Genomic DNA, 20523 nt, shown 5'->3' on the forward strand with positions numbered 1-20523 from the left:
CTCCTAAACGCCCCGGGTGCTCGCCAACAGCCCCGCCTGGGCCGCCGCCCGGCGGTTCTCCTCCGTGGCATGCTCGCTGTAGAGGTAGCACTTCGCCGTGTGGTCCGGCCCCACCGCGTAATCCGGCGGGTCCACCTGCGTGCAAGTCTCCATCACGAAGGGGCAGCGGGGGGCAAAGGCGCACCCCGGAGGCAGGTCGATGAGGCTCGGGGGCTGTCCCTCGATGGGGACCAGGCGTTCCGTCCGCTCCGAGAGCTTCGGAATGGATTGCAACAGCCCCCACGTGTAGGGGTGCTTGGGCTCCTTGAAGGTCCGGTACACGTCCGTGTGCTCCACCGCCTTGCCCGCGTACATCACCACCACGTCGTCGCACATCTCCGCCACCACCCCCAGGTTGTGGGTGATGAGGATGATGGCCATCCCGAACTCCTTCTGCAGCTCCCGCATGAGGTCCAGGATCTGCGCCTGGATGGTGACGTCCAGGGCGGTGGTGGGCTCGTCCGCGATGAGGATGTCCGGGTTGCACGAGAGGGCCATGGCGATCATCACCCGCTGGCGCATCCCCCCGCTGAACTGGTGAGGATAGTCCCGGACCCGATCCCGGGCGGAGGGGATCTTCACCTTCTCCAGCATCTCGATGGCCCGTTCCCAGGCGGCCCGGCGGTCCAGCTTCTGATGCAGCATCACCGCTTCCGCGATCTGTTCACCCACGGTGAGCACGGGGTTGAGGGAGGTCATGGGCTCCTGGAAGATCATGGCGATGCGGTTGCCGCGGATCTGCCGCATCTGCTCCTCCGGTAGCCGCAGGAGGTCCTGCCCCCGGAAGAGGATCTGGCCGTCCACGATCTTGCCCGGAGGGCTGGGGATCAACCGCATGATGGAGAGGGCGTGCACGCTCTTGCCGCTCCCGCTCTCGCCCACGATCCCCAGGGTCTCCCCCGGGTAGAGGTCGTAGCTGAGGCCGTCCACCGCCTTCACGACCCCCTCATCGGTGTAGAAGTATGTTTTGAGATTTCGCACGGACAGAAGCGGTTCCCCCATCTGCTCACCTCGCCCGGCTCGCTGCACCACGCTCTGCCCCGATTTCGGCACGGGACCCGGAAAGTCCTTCACGGCCGCATCCTCGGGTCCAGGGCATCCCGGAGTCCATCCCCGAAGAAGTTAAAGCACAGGACCGTCACGAAGATCATAAGGCCCGGCCACAGGGCCAGCAGCGGTGTGCGCCAGATGAAGTCCTGGGCGTTCTGCAGCATGTTCCCCCAGGAGGGGGTGGGCGGCTGGATCCCGATCCCCAGGAACGACAGGGCCGCCTCCGTGAGGATGGCCCCCCCCACGCTCAGGGTGGCGGAGACGATTACAGGCCCCAGGGCGTTGGGCACCAGGTGCCGCCACATGATCCGGGCGGAGGAGGCACCCAAGGCCCGGGCGGCCTCCACGAACTCCAGATTCCTGAGTCTCAGGACCTCCCCCCGCACCAGCCGCGCGGTCCCCATCCACCCGAAGGCCACCAGCACCAGGATGATGCCCCAAAGACTCCCCCCGAAGTACCGGGAGAGGACGATGAGGATGGGAAGATCGGGGATGGACAGCAGCACGTCCACCACCCGCATGAGCACCTGATCCACCCATCCCCCGTAGAACCCGCTGACCAGTCCCACCGCCGTCCCCGCCAGGGCGGAGGCGATCGCGGCGCTCAGGCCCACGGTGAGGGAGACCCGGCCCGCGTACAGCAGCCGGGTGAGCACATCGTGCCCCAGCTCGTCCGTCCCCAGAGGATGGCGCCAGCTGGGCGGGCTCAGGCGGTTGGTGAGGTCAATCTCATCGAAGCGGTACGGGGTGAGGTAGGGCGCAAGCGCGGAGGCCACCACGAGCAGGAGGATCACCCCCCCGGACACCTGGGCGAGCCGATGGCGGCGGAGGCGCCGGAAGGCCAGTTGCCCATAGCTCCGGCCGGCCGGAGGGGCCTCCGGTCGGGGCAGGGGCCTTGGAACCGCGGTGACGGGGCGGGACACCCTTCTCCCTCACCCGTAGCGGATGCGGGGATCTAAAAGGGCGTACGCCACATCCGCCAGCAGGTTGGCCAGGAGGACCAGGACGGACAGGAAAAGGAGGGCCGCCTGGGCCACCGCGTAATCCCCCCCGAGCACCGCCTCCACCAGCAACCGCCCCACCCCGGGCCAGCCGAACACCGTCTCCGTAAGCGGAGCACCGGCAAACAGGCCCGGGATCAGGAGGGCGAGCACGGTCACGATGGGGATGAGGGCGTTGCGGAGGGCATGCTTGGTGATGACCACGGGCTCCGCCAGCCCCTTGGCCCGGGCGGTCCGGATGTAGTCCTGCCGGATGACCTCCAGCATGCTGGCCCGGGTGTACCGGGTGAGGGCGGCCATGGAGAGAAAGGAAAGGACCAGGACGGGGAGCACCATGTACCGGAGGCGGTCCACCAGCATCGGCCACCCTTCCGGTACCCCCGGGGTGCTGAAACCGCCGGGAGGCAGCCACCGAAGCTGCACCGCGAAGAGGTAGATGAGCAGGATGCCGAACCAGAAGGCGGGGACGGAGACTCCGAAGAACGCGAAGAAGGTGGCCGCGTAGTCCACCTTGGAGTACTGGTGGAGGGCCGAGTAGATCCCTACGGGCACCGCCACCGCGACGGCCAGCAGGAAGGAGGGGAGGGTGAGCCACAAGGAGTTCACGAGGCGCTCCCCGATCAGGTCCATCACGGGCACCTTGTAGATGCGGGAGTATCCGAAATCCCCCCGCACCGCGGCCCGCAGCCACTTCAGGTACCGGACGTGGAGGGGGTCATCGAGGCCGTAGATCTTACGCAAAAGCCGGATGTCCTCCGCCCGCACCTTGGGGTTGCCCGCGAGCAAGAGATCCGTGGGGTCGCCCGGCGCCATCACGAGCACGAGGAAGAGGATCACGGAGATCCCGAACACCAGGGGGACCATCTGAATCAGCCGCCGTGCGAGATACCGGCTCATGCTCCCACGGCCCCCCCAAGAGCTCCCCGGTGGGGTTCACGGAGCGATCCGTCCCTTCCTCTCCCCGCGGGTCACCGGGCCCATGCCCAGTTCGTCACGTTCCACGTGATGGGCGAATCCGCCCCCGTGGGCCGGAGGTTCCGCAGGAGCGCCTTCCACCCCACGTAGTCCGCCCGGAAGTAGAGGGGGATCACGGGCATCTCCTCCGCGTAGATCTCCTGGAACCGGCGCAGCATCCGGGCCCGCTGCGCCTCATCCAACTCCTCCGGAACCGCATGGCAGAGGCGGGTGGCCTCCTCGTTCTTCCAGCCCGTGTAATTCTGGCCCCGCGGCGGGAGGGTGTCCCCCGTGAAGATCCCCTCGCAGTCCGAGATGGGGTTGAACACCCAGGCGTACATGGCCATGTCGAACTTGCGGCTCGGCAAGGTCTCCCCGAAGTACACCCGGGCGGGCTGGTTCTGGATGCGGATCTCCACTCCGATCTCCCGGAGCTGCTGCTGGACGATCTGCTGCACCGCCTCCCGGGTGCGGTTGCCCGCGGTGGTCATGAAGGTGAGGGAGAGCCGCTGGCCGTCCTTCACCAGGATCCCATCCGGGCCTGGGCGATACCCCGCCTCCGCCAGGAGCTGCCGGGCCCGGGCGGGGTCGTACGGGTACTTCTTGAGGTTCGGGTTGTAGCCGTAGTGCTTGGGTGGGAAGGGACCGTGCGAGACGGGCTGCTTGCCCTCAAAGAGCTGCTGCACCATCAGCTCGCGGTTGATCCCGTACACCAGGGCCTGCCGAACCCGTTTGTCCCGCAGGTGAACGTTGTCCACGTTCAGATCGATGTGCTCCCAGACGAGGCCCGGCTCCGCCCGCAGCGCCCACTCCCGGCCGAGCCGTCCCTCCCGCTGGAGCCGCTTTTCGAGCTCCAGGCCCTGCACGAAGGGGATGGCGGTCTCGTCGAAGACGTCCACGGTGCCCGCGAGCACGTTCGCCACCTGGGTGTTCGTGTCCGGCACGAACCGGAACACGAGGCGCCGGATCTGGGCCCGGGCCCGCCAGGATCCGCCGACCGCCTCGTACGGGAACCGATCCCACCGCTCCAGGGTGATGGAGGAGCCCTTCCGCCACTCCACGATCCGGTAGGGCCCGGTCCCCACCGTCTGCTCGGAGGTCCCCCACACGTTCTGGGGGAGCTTGCTAGGATCCCGCTGGTAGGCGGAGGCGAGGAGGTGGCGCGGGAGGTAGCCTACCCCGTTCACCGTGAGGTTCGCAAACGCGTACTTCTTCTTCCACTGGACCACCAGGGTGTATGGGTCCGGGGCCCGGATGTTCTCCACCCGCTCGGAGACGTCCCGGCCCGCGGAGGGAAAGCGCGGGTGGAGGTTCACCCGCCAGGCGAAGATGAAGTCCTCCGCCGTGAGAGGGCGCCCGTCCTGCCACCGCAGGCCCCGGCGCAGCTTCCAGGTGACCTGCATCTTCCCTCCGGGCAAGAGCTTCCAGTCCCCGTCCTTGAGGCTGGGAAGCTTCTGTACGGCCACGGGTTGCCACTTCCACTCGTCCGTGAGCTCCACCACGGGCACGAAGAGCGGTGTCGCGATCATGGTCCCCACGAACATGGTGCAGCCATCGCAGAAGAGAATCCCGACGTTCGCGGGTTCCTGCTGGGTGCCCACCACCACCGTATCCGGGCCCACCGCGGGCCCCACCGCAGGGGCCGCCAGGGCCAGGCCCGGCAGGACAAGCAGCATGCCCACCGTCAGGATCGCCCTCCGGTTTCGCATGGGGATCCCTCCTCTCAGCTCACGTCCTCCTCGGAGGACTTCACGATGGACCGCAGGAAGGCCGCGTTGTTGGGGGTCCGGCGCATCCGGTCCAGGATGAGCTCCGTCATGGCCACGGTGTCCAGCTGCTCCAGCGACTTCCGCAGCACCCACACCTTCCGCAGCTCCTCCTCCGTGAGCAGGAGCTCCTCCCGCCGGGTGCCGGAGGCCTTGATGTCGATGGCGGGGAAGGTGCGGCGCTCCTGGAGCTTGCGGCTGAGGTGGAGTTCCATGTTGCCGGTTCCCTTGAACTCCTCGTAGATGACGTCGTCCATGCGGCTGCCGGTGTCCACCAGGGCCGTGGCCACGATGGTGAGGCTTCCGCCCTCCTCGATCTTCCGGGCGGCCCCGAAGAACCGCTTGGGTCGGTGCAGGGCCGCGGGATCAAGGCCTCCTGTGAGGGTCCGGCCGGAGGGCGGGATCACCAGGTTGTTGGCCCGGGCGAAACGGGTGAGGCTGTCGAGAAGGATCACCACGTCCCGCTTCCCCTCCACCAGCCGCTTGGCCCGCTCCAGCACCAGGTCCGCCACCTGGATGTGCTCCTCCGGCGGCCGGTCGAAGGTGCTGGCGATCACCTCCGCCTCCACGGACCGCCGCATGTCCGTGACCTCCTCCGGCCGCTCATCCAGGAGGAGGACCATGAGGTAGACCTCGGGGTGGTTCGCGACGATGGCCTGCCCGATCTTCTTGAGGAAGGTGGTCTTCCCGGCCTTGGGCGGGGAGACGATCATGGCCCGCTGCCCCTTCCCGATGGGCGCGAACAGATCCACCACCCGGGTGGTGAGATCGCCCTGGTACTCCAGCTTGAAGCGCTCGTAGGGGAAGACGGGCGTGAGCTGATCGAAGGAGGGCCGGTTGCGGGCCTGCTCGGGATCCATGCCGTTCACGGCCTCGACCCGAAGCAGCGCGTAGTACTTCTCGTTGTCCTTCGGGGGCCGGACCTGCCCCAACACCTCATCCCCTACCCGCAGCCCGAACCGCTTGATCTGGGAGGGGGAGACGTAGATGTCCTCCGGGCTGGGGAGATATCCGTGGGTCCGCAAGAAGCCGTACCCTTCCGCCATCACCTCCAGGATCCCGGACCGGAACATCAGGCCCTGCTGCTCCGTCTGGACTTGGAGGATGCGCATGATGAGCTCCTGCTTCCGGTACCGCCGGTAGTTGGGGATGTTGAGCTCCCGGGCGATCTCCTGAAGCTCGCTCAGATTCTTCTGTCCGAGTTCCGCAAGGGAGAGTGCCAAGTGTGCTCCACCTCCGTTTCGCGGACGCACGTCAGCCACCGCGTCCTGGCCCGACGGGACGTCCTCTACCTTTGGGTTCTCTGGATCCTGAAGGTTCCCCATCGCAGGAACCGCGCTCCCAACCCAAACCGGGTCTGCCTTCGAACTCCCCTCGCCCCGCGAGGCGGTCAGGGCCCTTTCGCTTCGATGTACGTGACGTCGCCCACCTCCCCGAAGAGCAACAGCATCACCTCGTCCCCGGACCTGAGATCCCGCAGCCCGGCGGGACGGTCGTTCCGGTAGACGGCCACGAGGGGGGCGACCCGGAAGCTGCGGATCAGCGAGCCGTCGGCGATCTGCAGGATCATGGGGCTGCCGCCCTGGATCGCGTGCAGCTTCCCCCGGATGAAATTATACCGTCCCAGGAGGTTCATGACAGCGTCCAGGGCCACCGCGGCGTCCAGACGGGTGGCAGGGTCATTGGGCCGCACCCGTCCCTCCACGGGGCGCAGGATCTTCCGCTCCAAGGCCAGGGCCACGTACCCCCGATGCTCCGGCCGGATCTCCCCCGCGTCCTGTGCCTCGATGGGGCTCCCCCGCTTGCTCAATGCCTCCTGGTCCAATCCCGCGGCCCGCGCCACCAGTTCCGCCACTTCCGCCCGGCTGAGGGGGGCCCGGGGCCGGAAGGTGTTGTCCGGGTAGGCGGTGATGAACCCCTTGCTGAAGAAGAGGGTGACGGACATGGGGTTGGTGCGGGTGGTCACGAGCCCGATGAGCTCGTACCGCCCTGGAGGGACCGGCCGGTCGTTCTGGTCCACCTGGTTCCAGCCCGGGGTCTCCCCCAGGGTGATCTGCTGGTTAGGTTCCACCTTCATCCGGAGGCCCTGGGCGGAGAAGGACCGACCGAGGGACCACCGGGCCACCTCCGCCCCGTCCTGGCGGCGCACCACGAAGTCATAGGTCTGAGCGGTGGGAAACTCCAACTCCACCGCGCGGCCGCCCACGTTCCGGACGAGGAGCTTCATGGGAATGGGCTCCCCAGGCCCGTAAGTGCCTTTTGGGGTCTCCAGGATGACCTCCAGGGTCTGGTACCGCCGGACGGCCCGCAACCGATCCACGGTCCCGGAGTTCGCCAGGGCGGCCAGCAGCCCCCGCGCTTCCCGGGGGATCTCTCCGAGATCCCGGTAGTCCGGGAGGAGCCGCTCGTCCACCTCCTTGAGACCCACGGCCCGCGCCAAGGCGAGGGCGAACTCCAGCCGGGTGATGCGGTCCGCGGGCCGGAACTGGCGGTCCTGGGGGACCTCGAAAACCCCCTTCGCTGTCAGCTTCTCGAGCATCCGGAGCTCCGGGCTTCCGGCCATGTCCGTGTACAGCTGGGCCGAAGCCCCGGCGGCGAGCATCCCCACCAGGACAAGGCTCACCCACCAAGACACGCCGCGGTGCACGGGGACCTCCTCATCGTGCGCTCAGGGATCGCTACGGGATCTACCCTTCCCGGGTCTGCGCGGGCTCTCGCTGTGCCCGCAGGGCTTCCAGCTCCTGCTCCAGCCGCCGGATCCGCCCCTCCAGTTCCTCCACCTGCCCGCAGAGGAGTACGAGCTCGGGATCCGCAAGGGTTCCCGCCCGATGCCGCAGGAGGACCTGCCGTCCGATGGCTTTCAATTGATCTCCCAGCTGAGCCCGGAGGGCTCCCAGCTCCAGCTGCATCCGGGCGAGACGAGCCCACCGCTCCGACTCTCGTACCACCGTGGTGGCGCTCTCCCGGGCGGATCGGACCAGGCGCTCGAGGAGATCCCGAGCCATCACCATTTCGGTGGGATTATACCACCCTTCCGGGGGATTTGTCGGGGGTCCCGGGGTTTGCTACCATGGCGGCCGATGGTGGATCTGAAGGCGCAATTGGCCCGGGCCATCCGGGACGCGGTGGTCTCCCTTGGGGTGGAGCCGCCGGAGATCTCCGTACAGCCTGCCCCCCCGGAAGTGCCGGGAGACTACGGGACACCCGTGGCCTTCCAGCTGGCGCGTCTCCTCCGCAAGCCTCCCCCGGCCATCGCCCAAGACCTCGCGGGCCGCATCGTGCCCCCGGAGGGCGTACGTGGGGTGGTGGCCGTGGGCGGATACGTGAACTTCGAGTGTGACCCCGCCTTCCTCGTGCGAGCCGCGGCAGCTCCGCTCTCCCCCTTTCCTCCACGGCCCGGGAAGGTGCTGGTGGAACACACCGCGGTGAACCCCAACAAGGAACTGCACGTGGGGCATCTGCGCAACATCTGCCTGGGGGACGCCCTGAGCCGCATCCTGGCGTACGTGGGCCACGAGGTGGAGGTGGTGAACTACATCGACGACACGGGCCGGCAAGTGGCGGAGACCCTCTTCGCCCTCCAGCACTACGGGCTGCGCTACGACGGATCCCGCAAGTACGACCACTGGGTCGGCGAGGCGTACGTGCGACTCCACCGAGACCTGGAGGACCCCGCGCGCCAGCCGGCGCTGGAGCCTGGAATCCGGGCCCAGATCCACCGGCTGGAGGCCGGGGAACTCCGGGAGGAGGTGGAGCGCATCCTCCGGGCGCAGCTGCGGACCATGTGGCGGCTGGGCGCGGAGTACGACGTGCTGGTGTGGGAGTCGGACCTCGTGCGGGCGGGGCTGCTCCAGCAGGCTTTGGCGCTCCTGAGCCGGAGCCCGCACGTGTTCCGACCCGCGGAGGGGAAATACGCGGGGGCCCTGGTGATGGACACCTCCGCCTTCGTGGAGGGTCTGGAGGATCCTTATCTCGTGCTGGTGCGGTCGGACGGAACCGCCACCTACATCGCCAAGGACATCGCCCTCCAGTTCTGGAAGGTGGGGCTGCTGCGGGGGCTCCGGTTTAAGCCCTTTGACCGTCAGCCCTCCGGCAAAATCCTCTTCACCTCCCATCCGGAGGGGGAGGAGGATTCGTCCTTCGGCGGAGCGCAGGAGACCATCAACGTGATCGACGTGCGGCAGAGCTACCCCCAACTGGTGGTCCGGACCGCCCTGGCGGTGGTCGGGCACCCGGAGCTCGCGGAGCGGTGCCACCACCTCGCCTACGAGACCGTGCTCCTGGAGGGGCGTCCCATCTCGGGCCGCAAGGGGCACACGGTCTCCGTGGACGAGGTCCTGGAGGAGGCGGTGGCCCGGGCCCGGGGGATCATCGCGGAGAAGAACCCCGACCACCCGGACCCGGAGTCCGCGGCGGAGATGGTGGGCGTCGGGGCCGTGCGATTCGCCATGGCGAAGACGGAGCCGCGGAAGCAGATCGACTTCCGGTGGGAACAGGTCCTCTCCTTTGAGGGGGACTCCGGCCCTTACGTGCAGTACGCCCACGCCCGGGCCTGCGCCATCCTCCGCAGGGCCCAGGAAGCTGGCGTCGCCGGGGAAGTGGCGGACTTCGACCAGGTCACAATCCATGAGCGGGGACTGGCGAAGGCCCTGCTGAACTTCCCGGAAGCGGTGCGCACCGCGGCCTCGGACCGCACCCCGCATCCCCTCGCCCAGTACCTGCTGGACCTCGCGGCCGCATGGAACGCCTACTACAACGCCCGCAATCCCGACGGAACCCCCGCCACCCCCGTGCTCCAGGCGCCTCCGGGCCTGCGGGGGGCGCGTCTGGAGCTCGTGCGGCAGGTCCGGGACGTCCTCCGGACGGGCCTCAATCTGCTGGGCGTCCCTGCTCCCGAGGAGATGTAGCCGCCTCAACGGGGGGGACGTTGCCCGAGCCGGGCCCGCAGCTGGAGGCGCTGGCCTCCCCGGACCACGGTGACCGTAATCACGTCGCCGACCTTGTGCCGGAGGATCTCCGCCTGCAGGTCCGCTCCATTCTCGATGCGCCGGCCGTTGATCTCCACGATGATGTCCAGGGGACGGATCCCCGCCGCCTCCGCACCGCTGCTGGGCACCACCTCCACCACCAGGGCTCCGTAGTTCACGGGGAGCCCGTACTGGGAGGCGATCTCCGGGGTGATGTCCTGGGTGGCCACGCCCAGGAACGGCCGCTGGACGGAGCCCGTGCGGATGAGCTGCTCCATAACGGTGCGGGCCACGGAGGAGGGGATGGCAAAGCCGATGCCCTGGGCCTGGGGGATGATGGCGGTGTTGATCCCGATCACCTGGCCCGCGCTGTTCACCAGCGCCCCGCCGCTGTTCCCTGGGTTGATGGCCGCGTCCGTCTGGATCATGTTGTCCAGGCGCACGCCGCTGGTGGGGTCGCTGATCTGGCGGTTGAGGGCACTGATAACCCCCACGGTCACCGTGCTCCCCAACCCGAAGGGGTTCCCGATGGCGATGGCGAGCTGCCCCACCCGGAGCCGGCTCGAATCCCCCAGCTCCGCCGCGGGCAGCCGCCGGTTTCGGGGGTCTACCTTAATCACCGCCAGATCCGAGAGGGGGTCGGTTCCCACCACCCGTCCCTCCAGCTCCGTGCCGTCCAGGAGCTTCACCCGGATCTGGGTCGCGTTCTCGATCACGTGGTTGTTGGTGAGGATGTAGCCGTCCGGGCTCACGATGACTCCCGACCCTGCTCCCCGCTGGGGGAACAGCTGCCCGAAAAATCCCTGGGCGAAGCCCAGGGTGTTGATGTTCACCACGCTGGGCTGGACCTTCTCCACCACCTGGATGATGACGGACTCCTCCCGCACCACCCGGAGGGTGGTGCTCACGGGAGGCGTGGGCAGGGCAGGGGCGGGGGATGCGGCTCGGCCCTCCACCACCCGCGGGACCACGTATCCGCCCGCGGCTCCGCTCAAAAAGGCCAGCAGAACGACCAGGATGACCGTCCCGGCACCCGGTCCCCGCCGGGGGGGGAGGGAGGGCTCCACCGGTGGGGTTCCGTAGATCCGATCGGTGGGTGTAGACATGGCACACCATCCGGCCTGCGGCATGCTGATCGCGCTCTTTCATAATGTCACGCGGGCCTCGCCCTGTCATGTTCCCCGGTCGACCCGACCCCCCGAAGGGATAGTCGTGCTGTCGTGCTATATAATGAACGGACCCACTTGCTCCTGGGCCTCGCCGAGGAGATCCTGGCGGACGTGGCCCGGGGCATATACGGGGGCACCCGGTACGGAGAGCCAGGGAGGGGTGAGCGGGGTTGAGCCGGTCCGTGGAGCTGCACGTACGGGGGATGGATTGCGCGGAGTGCGCGCACACCGTGGAGCAAGTCCTCGTGCGGCTCCCCGGAGTCCAGAAAGTAGAGGTCCTGCTCGCCACGGAGAGGGTGGTGGTCCGCTTCGACCCCACCCGGTTGAACGAAGCCGCCATCCGCAGGGCCTTGGAGGGCGCCGGATACGGGTGTGCGGTACCGGAGGGAGAGGTGCGGGGCGGTGGATCTCCCCCGATCCTCGCGGTGTTTGGAGTCCTGGTGGGCCTCGTGATCGCCATCGTGGTGGGCGAGCTCACGGGGGTCTTCCACGCGGTCGAACGGAGAATCCCCTGGCCCCTCTGGACCCTGGGTACCCTTGCCGCGGGCTTTCCCGCGTTCCGGGCGGTCGTCCGGGCCGCCCTGCGGCGCCGGATCACCGCCCACACCCTCATGACCGCGGGGGTCCTGGCGGCGGCCGCGGTGGGGGAGTGGGCCGCGAGTTTCGTCCTCGCCCTCTTCATGCGCATCGGGGAGGCCGTGGAGCGGCTCACCGTGGAGCACTCCCGCACCGCCCTCCGGGCCCTCGTCCAACTCCGGCCCCAGATGGGCCGCGTGCTCCGCGCGGGGCAGGAGGCAGAGGTCCCCGTAGAGGAGGTCTTGCCCGGAGACCTCGTGGTGGTGCGGCCGGGGGAGCGGATCCCCGTGGACGGGGTTGTGGTGGAGGGGCACGCCACCGTGGACCAAAGCCCCCTCACGGGGGAGTCCGTGCCCGTGGAAGTGGGACCCGGGGACCGGGTGCTCGCGGCCACCATCGCCTTGCTGGGGAGCCTCCGGATCCAGGCCATCCGGGTAGGCTCGGACACCACGTTTGGACGCATCCTCCACCTGGTGGAGGAAGCCGAGACCCACCGGCCGGAGATCCAGCGGATCGCGGACCGCTTCAGCGCCTACTACCTGCCCGTGGTGGCCGTGGTGGGCCTGGGAGCGCTCCTCGTGCGGCGGGATCCCCTCGCCATGGCCGCGGTGTTCGCCGTGGCCTGCTCCTGTGCCTTCGCCCTCGCCACCCCCGTGGCCATCCTGGCCAGCATCGGGGCCGCCGCCCGTCGGGGTGTCCTCGTGAAGGGCGGACGGGTTCTGGAAGCTCTGGCCCGGGCGGACGTCCTCCTCATGGACAAGACGGGAACCCTTACCCGGGGACGCCCACGGGTCACAGAGGTGGTGGCCCTGGACGGCTGCTCCGAGGAGGAGGTCCTCGCCCTCGCGGCCAGCGCGGAGCGGAACTCCGAGCACCCCCTGGCCCACGCCATCCGGCGGCTCGCCCGGGAGCGGGGCTTAGCGGTTCGGGAGGCGCATGCCTTCCAGGCGCTCCCGGGGATCGGGGTGCGGGCCCGGGTTGATGGGCACGAGGTCTCCGTGTGCAATCCCCGGTTCGTCCGCGACCCGGAGATCCACGACCGGGTCCAGCGCCTCGCGGAAGAGGGCAAGACCGTCCTCTGCGTACTGCGCGACGGGGAACCCGTGGGGCTTCTGGCCACCACGGATGAACTCCGGCCGGAGGTTCCCGAAGCCCTGGCGGCCCTCCGGGCTCTGGGGTTTTCCACCATCGAGCTGCTGACCGGTGATCGGCCCGAGGCCGCCCGCGCGGTGGCCCGGAGCCTGGGCGTTCCTTATCGGGCCGGCCTTCTTCCGGAGGACAAGATCGAGGTGGTCCGCGGCTACCAGGCGGAGGGGCATGGGGTGGTGATGGTGGGGGACGGGGTGAACGACGCTCCGGCCCTCGCCCAGGCGGATGCGGGGATCGCCATGGGCGGGGGTACGGACGTGGCCCTGGAGGCCGGGCACGTAGCCCTGCTGCGGGACGACTGGCGGCTCGTGCCGGAGGCCGTGCGGATCGCCCGCCGCACCGTCCGGGTGATCCGGGCGAACATCGCCTTCACCGTCGTCTACAACCTCCTGGGCGTCTCCCTGGCCGCCCTGGGCCACCTTCCGCCCATCCTGGCCGCCGCGGCCCAGGTCCTGCCGGACGTGGGCATCCTCCTCAACAGCGCCCGCCTGCTGCGGTCCCGCTAGTCCCTGCTCCCGGATCCCGCGGATGTCAGGCTGGCCGCGGCAGACCGCCAGCCTAGGGGAGCGGGCCCTGTTTGAGGTATAAAGGGGAAGGCAGCATGTGGGAGTGGATCCGACGTCCGAAGTACGAGGCGAGCCCCCGCCGGGACATCCCCGCGGGGCTGTGGGTGAAATGCCCCGGGTGCAACCGGCCCATCTACCGCAAGGAACTGGAGCGCAACCTGAAGGTCTGTCCGCGCTGCGGCCACCACCACCGCATGAGCGCGCCGGAACGCCTCCGGCTGCTGGTGGACGAAGGATCCTTCGTGGAGTGGGACGAGAACCTGGGGTCCACGGATCCCCTGGGATTCCCCGGGTACGCGGACCGCTACGGGGAGGCGGTACGCCGCACGGGTCGGAGGGAGGCGGTGATCTGCGGGGAGGGGACCATCCAGGGGGTACGGTCCGCCCTGGCGTTGATGGACTTCGAGTTTCTGGGCGGCAGCATGGGGTCCGCGGTGGGGGAGAAGATCTCTCGCACCTTCGAGCGGGCCACAGAGCGGAAACTCCCCGTGGTCACCTGCAGCGCGAGCGGCGGAGCCCGCATGCAGGAGGGAACCCTTTCCCTGGTGCAGATGGCGAAGACGTGCGCCGCGGTCGCCCGCCTGCACGAGGCGGGCCTTCCCTTCATCTCCATCCTCTGCGATCCCACCACGGGCGGGGTGGCGGCCTCCTTCGCCCTGCTGGGGGATGTCCACGTGGCCGAGCCCGGGGCCCTCATCGGGTTTGCCGGCCAGCGGGTCATCGAGCAGACCATACGCCAGAAGCTCCCGGAGGGGTTCCAGACCGCGGAGTTCCTGCTACAGCACGGGATGGTGGACCTCATCGTGCCCCGGCACCAGCTGAAGGAGACCGTGGCCCGGATCCTGCGGCTGCTGGGGTGCGGGGTGGAGGCACCGGTGGATGAGCACGCCCCCATCGGCTGAGCCCCGCCCCTCTCCCTGGGAGATCGTGCAGCTGGCCCGGCACCCCCAGCGGCCCAAGCTGGACGACTACCTGGAGGCCCTCTTCACGGAGGTCACGGAGCTCCACGGGGATCGGCTCTTCGGGGATGACCCAGCCCTGTTCTGCGGCCTGGCCCGATTCGAGGGGGACCCCGTGGCCGTGATCGGCCACCGGAAGGGTCGGCAGACCAAGGAGAACCTGGAACGGCGCTGGGGGATGCCGAACCCCGAGGGCTTCCGCAAGGCGGTGCGGGTCATGCGCCTGGCAGAGAAGCGGAGCCTCCCGGTGGTCTCCTTCGTGGACACCCCCGCCGCCTACCCCGGCATCGAGGCCGAAGAGCGGGGTCAGGCGGAGGCCATCGCCCGCGCCATCCTCACCATGACCCGGCTGCGCACGCCCATCGCGGTGGTGATCACGGGCGAGGGCGGGAGCGGAGGGGCCCTGGGCATCGGGGTGGGGGATCGGATCCTGATGATGGCCTATGCCATCTACTCCGTGATCCCACCGGAAGGATGCGCGGCCATCCTCTGGCGGGATGCGGCGCGGAAGGAGGAGGCCGCGGATGCCTTGAAGATCACCGCGTGGGATCTGCAGCAGCTCGGCGTGGTGGACGAGGTGATTCCGGAACCTCCCGGCGGCGCACACGAGGATCCCCCCCAGGCCTTCGCCGCGGTCCGGGAGGCCCTGCGCCGCACCCTGCGGACCCTGCGGGCCGTCCCCATTGACGAGCTGCTGGCGAGAAGGTACGCGAAGTACCGGAGCCTGGGCCGATTCGCGGAGGGAACGGATGAACCGTGAGGGTGCGCTGAACGTGGAGGAGATCCGGGAGCTGGTGCGCATCGTGAGCGAAGCGGACATCGCGGAGCTGGAGGTCGAGACCGGGACTCTCCGGGTGGCCATCCGCAAGGGCCGCGGGAACTCCGGGTTCCCTGCCCCCTCCGTCCCGGCCCAGCCCCCCGCGGAGACCGCCCCCGAACCCTCCCCCCCGAAGTGGATCCCCATCACGGCCCCCATGGTGGGCACCTTCTACCGGGCTCCTGCCCCGGACGCCCCCCCATTCGTGAACGAGGGCGATCGGGTGACCGCGGGCCAGACGGTGTGCCTCATCGAGGCCATGAAGATGTTCAACGAGATTCCCGCGGAGATGTCGGGCCGGGTGGTCCGCATCCTCGTGGAGAACGGCACCCCGGTGGAGTACGGGCAGCCCCTCATGCTCATCGAGCCCGACACCGAGACCTGACCGACGCCGCGGACGGAGGCGTTTCCGTGTTCCGAAAGGTCCTCGTGGCGAACCGGGGAGAGATCGCGGTGCGCGTCATCCGCGCGTGTCGGGAGCTGGGGATCCGGACCGTGGCCGTGTACTCCGAGGCGGATCGGGACTGCCTTCACGTGCGGCTCGCAGACGAGGCCTTCTGCATCGGGCCCCCGCCCGCGGGGGAGAGCTACCTCAACATCCCCAACATCCTCAGCACCGCGGAGGTGACGGGCGCGGAGGCCATCCACCCGGGGTACGGGTTCCTGGCGGAGAACCCGCACTTCGCGGAGATCTGCCGGGACGCGGGAATCGCCTTCATCGGGCCCACGCCGGAGGCCATGGAGGCCATGGGGAACAAGGCCCGGGCCCGGGAGATCGCCCAAAAGGCAGGAATCCCCGTGGTTCCCGGGAGTCCGGGCCCCGTACGGACTCTGGAGGAGGCCCTGGGGGTGGCGGATCGCATCGGATACCCCCTCCTCATCAAGGCCTCCGCGGGCGGGGGAGGACGGGGCATGCGGGTGGTGCACTCCCGGGAGGAGCTGGGACGGGCCATGGCCATGGCCCAGAGCGAGGCGGAGGCCGCCTTCGGCTCCGGCGAGGTGTACCTCGAGAAGTACCTGGAGGAGCCCCGGCACATCGAGGTGCAGATCCTCGCGGACACCCGGGGCAACGTGGTGCACCTGGGAGAACGGGAGTGCAGCATCCAGCGCCGACACCAGAAACTGCTGGAGGAGGCGCCGGCGCCCGGTCTCTCCCCGCGTCTGCGGGCGAATCTCCACCGGGCCGCCATCCGGCTGGCACAGGCCATCCGGTACACCAGCGCGGGGACCGTGGAGTTCCTGGTGGACCGCGAAGAGAACTTCTACTTCATGGAGATGAACACCCGGATCCAGGTGGAGCATCCCGTCACGGAGATGATCACGGGTCTGGATCTCGTCCGGGAACAGATCCGGATCGCCGCGGGGGAGCGGCTGGGTTTCTCGCAGCGGGACGTGGAGTTCCGCGGACACGCCATGGAGTGCCGCGTCAACGCGGAGGACCCCGCGCACGACTTCCGGCCCTCTCCCGGCACCATACGCGGGCTCGTTCTCCCCGGAGGCCCCGGCATCCGGGTGGACACCCACGTCTATGCGGGGTACACCATCCCGCCGTATTATGATTCCCTGGTGGCAAAGGTGATCGCATGGGGACGCGACCGGGCGGAGGCCATGGCCCGGATGGACCGGGCCCTGCGGGAGTTCGAGATCGCGGGCATCCGGACCACCATCCCCTTCCACCGGCTGCTCCTGGAGAACGCCTTCTTCCGCCGGGGCGAGGTGTACACGAACTTCGTCCAGCGCCGGATGGATCTCAGCGTTCTCTCCCGGTAGGCCGGTGGGCCGCGGAGGAGGCGGGGGACATGGAGCGGGTCGAGGAACGGGTGGCGGTTGAGCGGATGCTGGACTGGTACCGCCGCATGGTGCTCGTGCGGCGGTTCGAGGAGCAGACGGAGCGCAGCTTCCGGCGTGGGAAGATCGGCGGCTACCTTCATGTGTACATCGGTCAGGAGGCGGTGGCCACGGGGTTCCTGGACGCCATCCGGGAGGACGACATCTTCTTCGCCAGCTACCGCGACCACGCGCATGCCCTGCTCCGGGGAACGGATCCCAGGGCCGTGATGGCGGAGCTGTACGGCAAGGCCACGGGGGTGGCCAAGGGGAAGGGCGGCAGCATGCACCTCGTGGACGTGGCGCGGGGATTTTACGGGGGGTACGGGATCGTGGGAGGGCATCTGCCCCTCGCCGTGGGCGCCGCCTACGCCCTGCGCTACCAGGGAACGGACCGCATCTGCCTGTGTTTCTTCGGGGACGGGGCCGTGAACTCCGGCGCGTTCCACGAGGCCGCGAACCTGGCAGGCCTGTGGGGCAAGGAGGGGATGTGCCCCGTGGTGTTCGTGATCGAGAACAACCAGTACGGCATGGGCACCTCCGTGGAGCGGGCCAGCGCGGTCCCGAACCTTGCCCGGCGCTTCGATGCCTACGCCATCCCCAACGAGCGGTGTGACGGAATGGACGTGCTGGCGGTGTACGAGGTGGCCCGCCGGGTGGTGGAGGAGGTACGGCGCACGGGACGCCCGTACGGGGTGGAGGCCGTGACCTACCGGTTCAGCGGCCACGGCGCCGCGGACCTCTTCCAGAGCTACCGCACCAAGGAGGAGGTGGAGCGGTGGCGGCAGCGGGATCCCATCCTCCTGCTGGAGCGGCGGCTGCGGGAACGGGGTGCCCTGGACGACGCCCGGAAGGCGGAGATCCACGCATGGGCGGAGGGGCTGGTGGAAGAGGCGGTGGCCTTCGCGGAGCAGAGCCCGGACCCTCCGCCCGAGGAGCTCTACACCGACGTGTACGGAGCGGACCCGTGACGGAGATGACCTACCGGGAGGCCATCCGATCCACCCTGGTGGAGGAGATGGACCGGGATCCCACGGTGCTCCTGCTGGGGGAGGATATCGGGGTCTACGGCGGGACCTTCCGGATCACGGAGGGCCTCCTGAGCCGCTACGGCCCCCGGCGGGTGGTGGATACGCCCATCAGCGAACTGGGGTTCATCGGCGCCGCCATCGGGATGGCCATGCTGGGCCTGCGCCCCGTGGTGGAGGTGATGACGTGGAACTTCAGCCTACCGGCCGCGGACCAGATCCTGCAGAATGCGGCAAAGGTCCGGTACTTCACCGGCGGGCAGGTACGGGCGCCCCTGGTGATCCGGGGGCCCAACGGAGCCGGGGTACAGCTTTCCGCCCAGCATTCCCAGTCCTTCGAGTCCTTCTACGGCCACTTCCCCGGCCTGAAGGTGGTGGCGCCCGCCACCCCCGCGGACGCCAAGGGGCTCTTGCGGGCCGCCATCCGGGGGGAGGACCCCGTGATCTTCCTCGAGCACGCGGCCCTCTACGGCATCAAGGGGGAAGTCCCCGACGGGGATTACACGGTGCCCTTCGGGAAGGCCGCGGTGGTGCGGTCCGGGCACCACGTGACCGTGGTGAGCTACAGCCGCATGCTGCACCTGGCACTCTCCGCCGCCCATCGGTTGAGCGGGGAGGGGATCGAGTGCGAGGTGATTGACCTCCGTTCCCTCCGGCCCCTGGACATGGAGACGGTAGCGGCCTCCGTGCGCAGGACGCACCGTGCGGTGGTGGTACAGGAGCAGTGGCGGCTCTACGGAGCCGCGGCGGAGATCTCCGCGCAGATCTACGAACGGTGCTTTGACGACCTCGATGCTCCCGTGGAGCGGGTTACGGGAGAAGACGTCCCCGCCCCGTACGCCCGGAACCTGGAGCTCCTGGCCTTTCCCGGCGAGGAGAAGATCATCGAGGCGGTGCGGCGGGTCATCGCCTGAGGAGCGGAGATGGCGGAAGTCATCATGCCGAAGATGGGCGACGCCATGGTCACGGGCAAGATCCTGGCCTGGCGCAAGAAGCACGGCGAGCGGGTGACGAAGGGAGAACCTCTGCTGGAGATCGAGACGGACAAGGTGAACGTGGAGGTGGAGGCGGAACACAGCGGAGTGCTCCACATCCTGGCCCAGGAAGGGGAAGTGGTCCCCGTGGGTCAGGTGATCGCCTACATCGACGGCCCCGAAACCGCAGCGCCTCCGCGGCCCACGGAAACAAAGCCCGTGGAGGCACCGCCCGCCCCTCCTCCTGGAGAGCCCGCGGCCCTCCCGGAGGAGGGGGAGCGGATCAAGGCTTCCCCGCTGGCCCGGAGGCTCGCGGCCCAGCACGGCATTGACCTCACGAAGATCCGCGGGACGGGCCCCGGGGGCCGGATCGTGGAGCGGGATATCGAGGCCTACCTGGCCCAGCTCCAGCCCGCCCCCCCGCCTGGGGCGGAGTACGAGGATCTGGCACTGCCGCGGATGCGGCAGGCCATCGCCCGCACCGTGGTCCAGAGCAAGCAGACCATCCCCCACTTTTACGTGACCGCGGAGGCAGACCTCTCCCGAGCCCTGGAGCTGCGCAAGCAGCTGGAGGAGGCGCTGGGGGAGGAGGGCCGGATCACGATCAACGACCTCGTCCTCAAGGCCACGGCCCTCGCCCTCCGCCAGCATCCCGATCTCCGCAGTTCGATCCTGGACGACCGCACCCTCCGGCGGTTCAACCGCATCCACCTGGGCATCATGGTGGCCACCCCGGACGGGCTCGTCGCCCCCGTGTTGCGGGACGCGGATCGGTTGCCGCTCCTGCAGTTGGCCCGGGAGGCCCGGCGGCTCATCGAGGGTGCCCGCGACAAGCACCTCCGGCAGGAGGAGTACACGGGCGCGGTGTTCTCCGTCAGCAACCTCGGCATGTACGACGTCGCGAGCTTCGTGGCCATCATCCCGCCCCAGCAGGCCGGGATCCTCGCGGTGGGAAGGGCCCAGGAGCGGCCCGTGGTCCGCGAGGGGCGGGTGGAGGTGCGGCCCCTGGTCTCCCTCACGGTCTCCGCGGACCACCGGATCACGGACGGCGCGGGGGCCGCGGAGTTCCTGATGGAAGTCAAGCGCCTGCTGGAGAACCCGATCCTGCTCCTGACGACGTAGGCCAGATCTCCCGGAGGGCCTCCTCGTACACCCGCAGGTCCCGCTCGCTCCACAGGACCATGCGCACGAGCTCAAACGCCCCTGGGGTTTGCTCCAAAAACCCCAGGATGGCCCGCAGGGCCACCCGGGCTGCCCGCTCCACCGGAAACCCGTACGCGCCCGTGCTGATGGAGGGGAAGGCGACGGTGCGCAACCCCCGTTCCTTGGCCAGCTGCAGGCTGTTGCGATACGCCCGGGCAAGGATTTCGTCCTCCCCGGCTCCTCCCCCCTGCCAGACCGGGCCCACCGTGTGGATCACGAACCGGGCGGGGAGGTTTCCGCCCGTGGTGATCACCGCCTCTCCGGGCGGGAGCCTGCGGCCGGGCAGGGTTTCCGCGATGCGCCTGCACTCCTCCAGGATGACAGGACCTCCCGCCCGGTGGATGGCGCCGTCCACCCCACCCCCGCCCATGAGGGTGGGGTTCGCGGCATTCACGATGGCATCCACCGCCTGCTGGGTGATGTCCCCCCGCACGAGTTCCAGTCTCGTTCCGCCCACCACCACCTCCATACCGACCTC

18 protein-coding genes are annotated in these 20523 nt (G+C 69.1%); 9 read left to right on the forward strand and 9 right to left on the reverse strand.

From position 1 onward, the window contains the following. Positions 1-3 precede the first annotated feature (3 nt). The 7 genes from QN206_02885 to QN206_02915 form a co-directional block, all read right to left on the reverse strand. Entirely contained in the window at positions 4-1041 is a 1038-nt protein-coding gene (locus tag QN206_02885) for an ABC transporter ATP-binding protein (GenBank protein MDR7613748.1), read from the reverse strand. A 68-nt stretch (positions 1042-1109) separates the two neighbouring features. After that, on the reverse strand, positions 1110-2012 hold the full coding sequence (locus QN206_02890; GenBank protein MDR7613749.1) for an ABC transporter permease: 903 nt from the start codon (positions 2010-2012) through the stop codon (positions 1110-1112). Between the two features lie 9 nt (positions 2013-2021). Next, positions 2022-2987, reverse strand: a complete 966-nt coding sequence (locus QN206_02895; protein ID MDR7613750.1) for an ABC transporter permease — start codon at positions 2985-2987, stop codon at positions 2022-2024. 71 nt (positions 2988-3058) lie between these two features. Next, positions 3059-4753 (reverse strand): peptide ABC transporter substrate-binding protein, encoded by a 1695-nt coding sequence (locus QN206_02900; protein MDR7613751.1) that lies wholly within the window; start codon positions 4751-4753, stop codon positions 3059-3061. A gap of 14 nt (positions 4754-4767) precedes the next feature. Continuing rightward, a complete protein-coding gene (gene rho, locus QN206_02905; protein MDR7613752.1) occupies positions 4768-6033 on the reverse strand; it encodes a transcription termination factor Rho in 1266 nt (421 codons plus the stop codon). A 167-nt stretch (positions 6034-6200) separates the two neighbouring features. After that, a complete protein-coding gene (locus QN206_02910) occupies positions 6201-7457 on the reverse strand; it encodes an S-layer homology domain-containing protein (GenBank protein ID MDR7613753.1) in 1257 nt (418 codons plus the stop codon). Positions 7458-7497: 40 nt separating this feature from the next. Next, a complete protein-coding gene (locus tag QN206_02915) occupies positions 7498-7815 on the reverse strand; it encodes a hypothetical protein (GenBank protein ID MDR7613754.1) in 318 nt (105 codons plus the stop codon). Positions 7816-7890: 75 nt separating this feature from the next. Between QN206_02915 and QN206_02920 the strand changes: the two genes are divergently transcribed. Then, the gene (locus tag QN206_02920; protein ID MDR7613755.1) at positions 7891-9717 is read left to right on the forward strand and encodes an arginine--tRNA ligase; all 1827 of its coding nucleotides are present in this window, start codon (positions 7891-7893) and stop codon (positions 9715-9717) included. A gap of 5 nt (positions 9718-9722) precedes the next feature. On the opposite strand, the gene QN206_02925 is transcribed toward QN206_02920, so the two are convergent. Further along, positions 9723-10883 carry a trypsin-like peptidase domain-containing protein gene (locus QN206_02925; protein ID MDR7613756.1) on the reverse strand — a complete coding sequence of 387 codons (1161 nt, stop codon included), beginning with the start codon at positions 10881-10883 and terminating at the stop codon, positions 9723-9725. Positions 10884-11116: 233 nt separating this feature from the next. Here QN206_02925 and QN206_02930 point away from each other — a divergent pair, with 233 nt between their 5' ends. The 8 genes from QN206_02930 to QN206_02965 all read left to right on the forward strand — a co-directional run bounded on the left by QN206_02930 (position 11117) and on the right by QN206_02965 (position 19964). Then, positions 11117-13177 (forward strand): cation-translocating P-type ATPase, encoded by a 2061-nt coding sequence (locus tag QN206_02930; protein MDR7613757.1) that lies wholly within the window; start codon positions 11117-11119, stop codon positions 13175-13177. A gap of 95 nt (positions 13178-13272) precedes the next feature. Beyond that, positions 13273-14139 (forward strand): acetyl-CoA carboxylase, carboxyltransferase subunit beta, encoded by an 867-nt coding sequence (accD, locus tag QN206_02935; GenBank protein ID MDR7613758.1) that lies wholly within the window; start codon positions 13273-13275, stop codon positions 14137-14139. Further along, positions 14117-14956 carry an acetyl-CoA carboxylase carboxyltransferase subunit alpha gene (locus QN206_02940; protein MDR7613759.1) on the forward strand — a complete coding sequence of 280 codons (840 nt, stop codon included), beginning with the start codon at positions 14117-14119 and terminating at the stop codon, positions 14954-14956. The genes accD and QN206_02940 overlap by 23 nt, the downstream gene beginning before the upstream one ends. Continuing rightward, positions 14946-15398 (forward strand): acetyl-CoA carboxylase biotin carboxyl carrier protein, encoded by a 453-nt coding sequence (accB, locus tag QN206_02945; protein MDR7613760.1) that lies wholly within the window; start codon positions 14946-14948, stop codon positions 15396-15398. The genes QN206_02940 and accB overlap by 11 nt, the downstream gene beginning before the upstream one ends. Before the next feature lie 26 nt (positions 15399-15424). After that, complete coding sequence (gene accC / locus QN206_02950; protein MDR7613761.1) at positions 15425-16783, forward strand: acetyl-CoA carboxylase biotin carboxylase subunit; 1359 nt, start codon at positions 15425-15427, stop codon at positions 16781-16783. Between the two features lie 29 nt (positions 16784-16812). Further along, the gene (pdhA, locus tag QN206_02955; protein MDR7613762.1) at positions 16813-17811 is read left to right on the forward strand and encodes a pyruvate dehydrogenase (acetyl-transferring) E1 component subunit alpha; all 999 of its coding nucleotides are present in this window, start codon (positions 16813-16815) and stop codon (positions 17809-17811) included. Further along, a complete protein-coding gene (locus tag QN206_02960) occupies positions 17808-18782 on the forward strand; it encodes an alpha-ketoacid dehydrogenase subunit beta (GenBank protein ID MDR7613763.1) in 975 nt (324 codons plus the stop codon). The genes pdhA and QN206_02960 overlap by 4 nt, the downstream gene beginning before the upstream one ends. Before the next feature lie 9 nt (positions 18783-18791). Further along, complete coding sequence (locus tag QN206_02965; protein MDR7613764.1) at positions 18792-19964, forward strand: dihydrolipoamide acetyltransferase family protein; 1173 nt, start codon at positions 18792-18794, stop codon at positions 19962-19964. On the opposite strand, the gene QN206_02970 is transcribed toward QN206_02965, so the two are convergent. Next, on the reverse strand, positions 19921-20514 hold the full coding sequence (locus tag QN206_02970) for an O-acetyl-ADP-ribose deacetylase (GenBank protein ID MDR7613765.1): 594 nt from the start codon (positions 20512-20514) through the stop codon (positions 19921-19923). The genes QN206_02965 and QN206_02970 overlap by 44 nt on opposite strands. Positions 20515-20523 lie beyond the last annotated feature (9 nt).

Source organism: Armatimonadota bacterium (assembly GCA_031460175.1).
Lineage (GTDB): Bacteria > Sysuimicrobiota > Sysuimicrobiia > Sysuimicrobiales > Sysuimicrobiaceae > Sysuimicrobium > Sysuimicrobium tengchongense.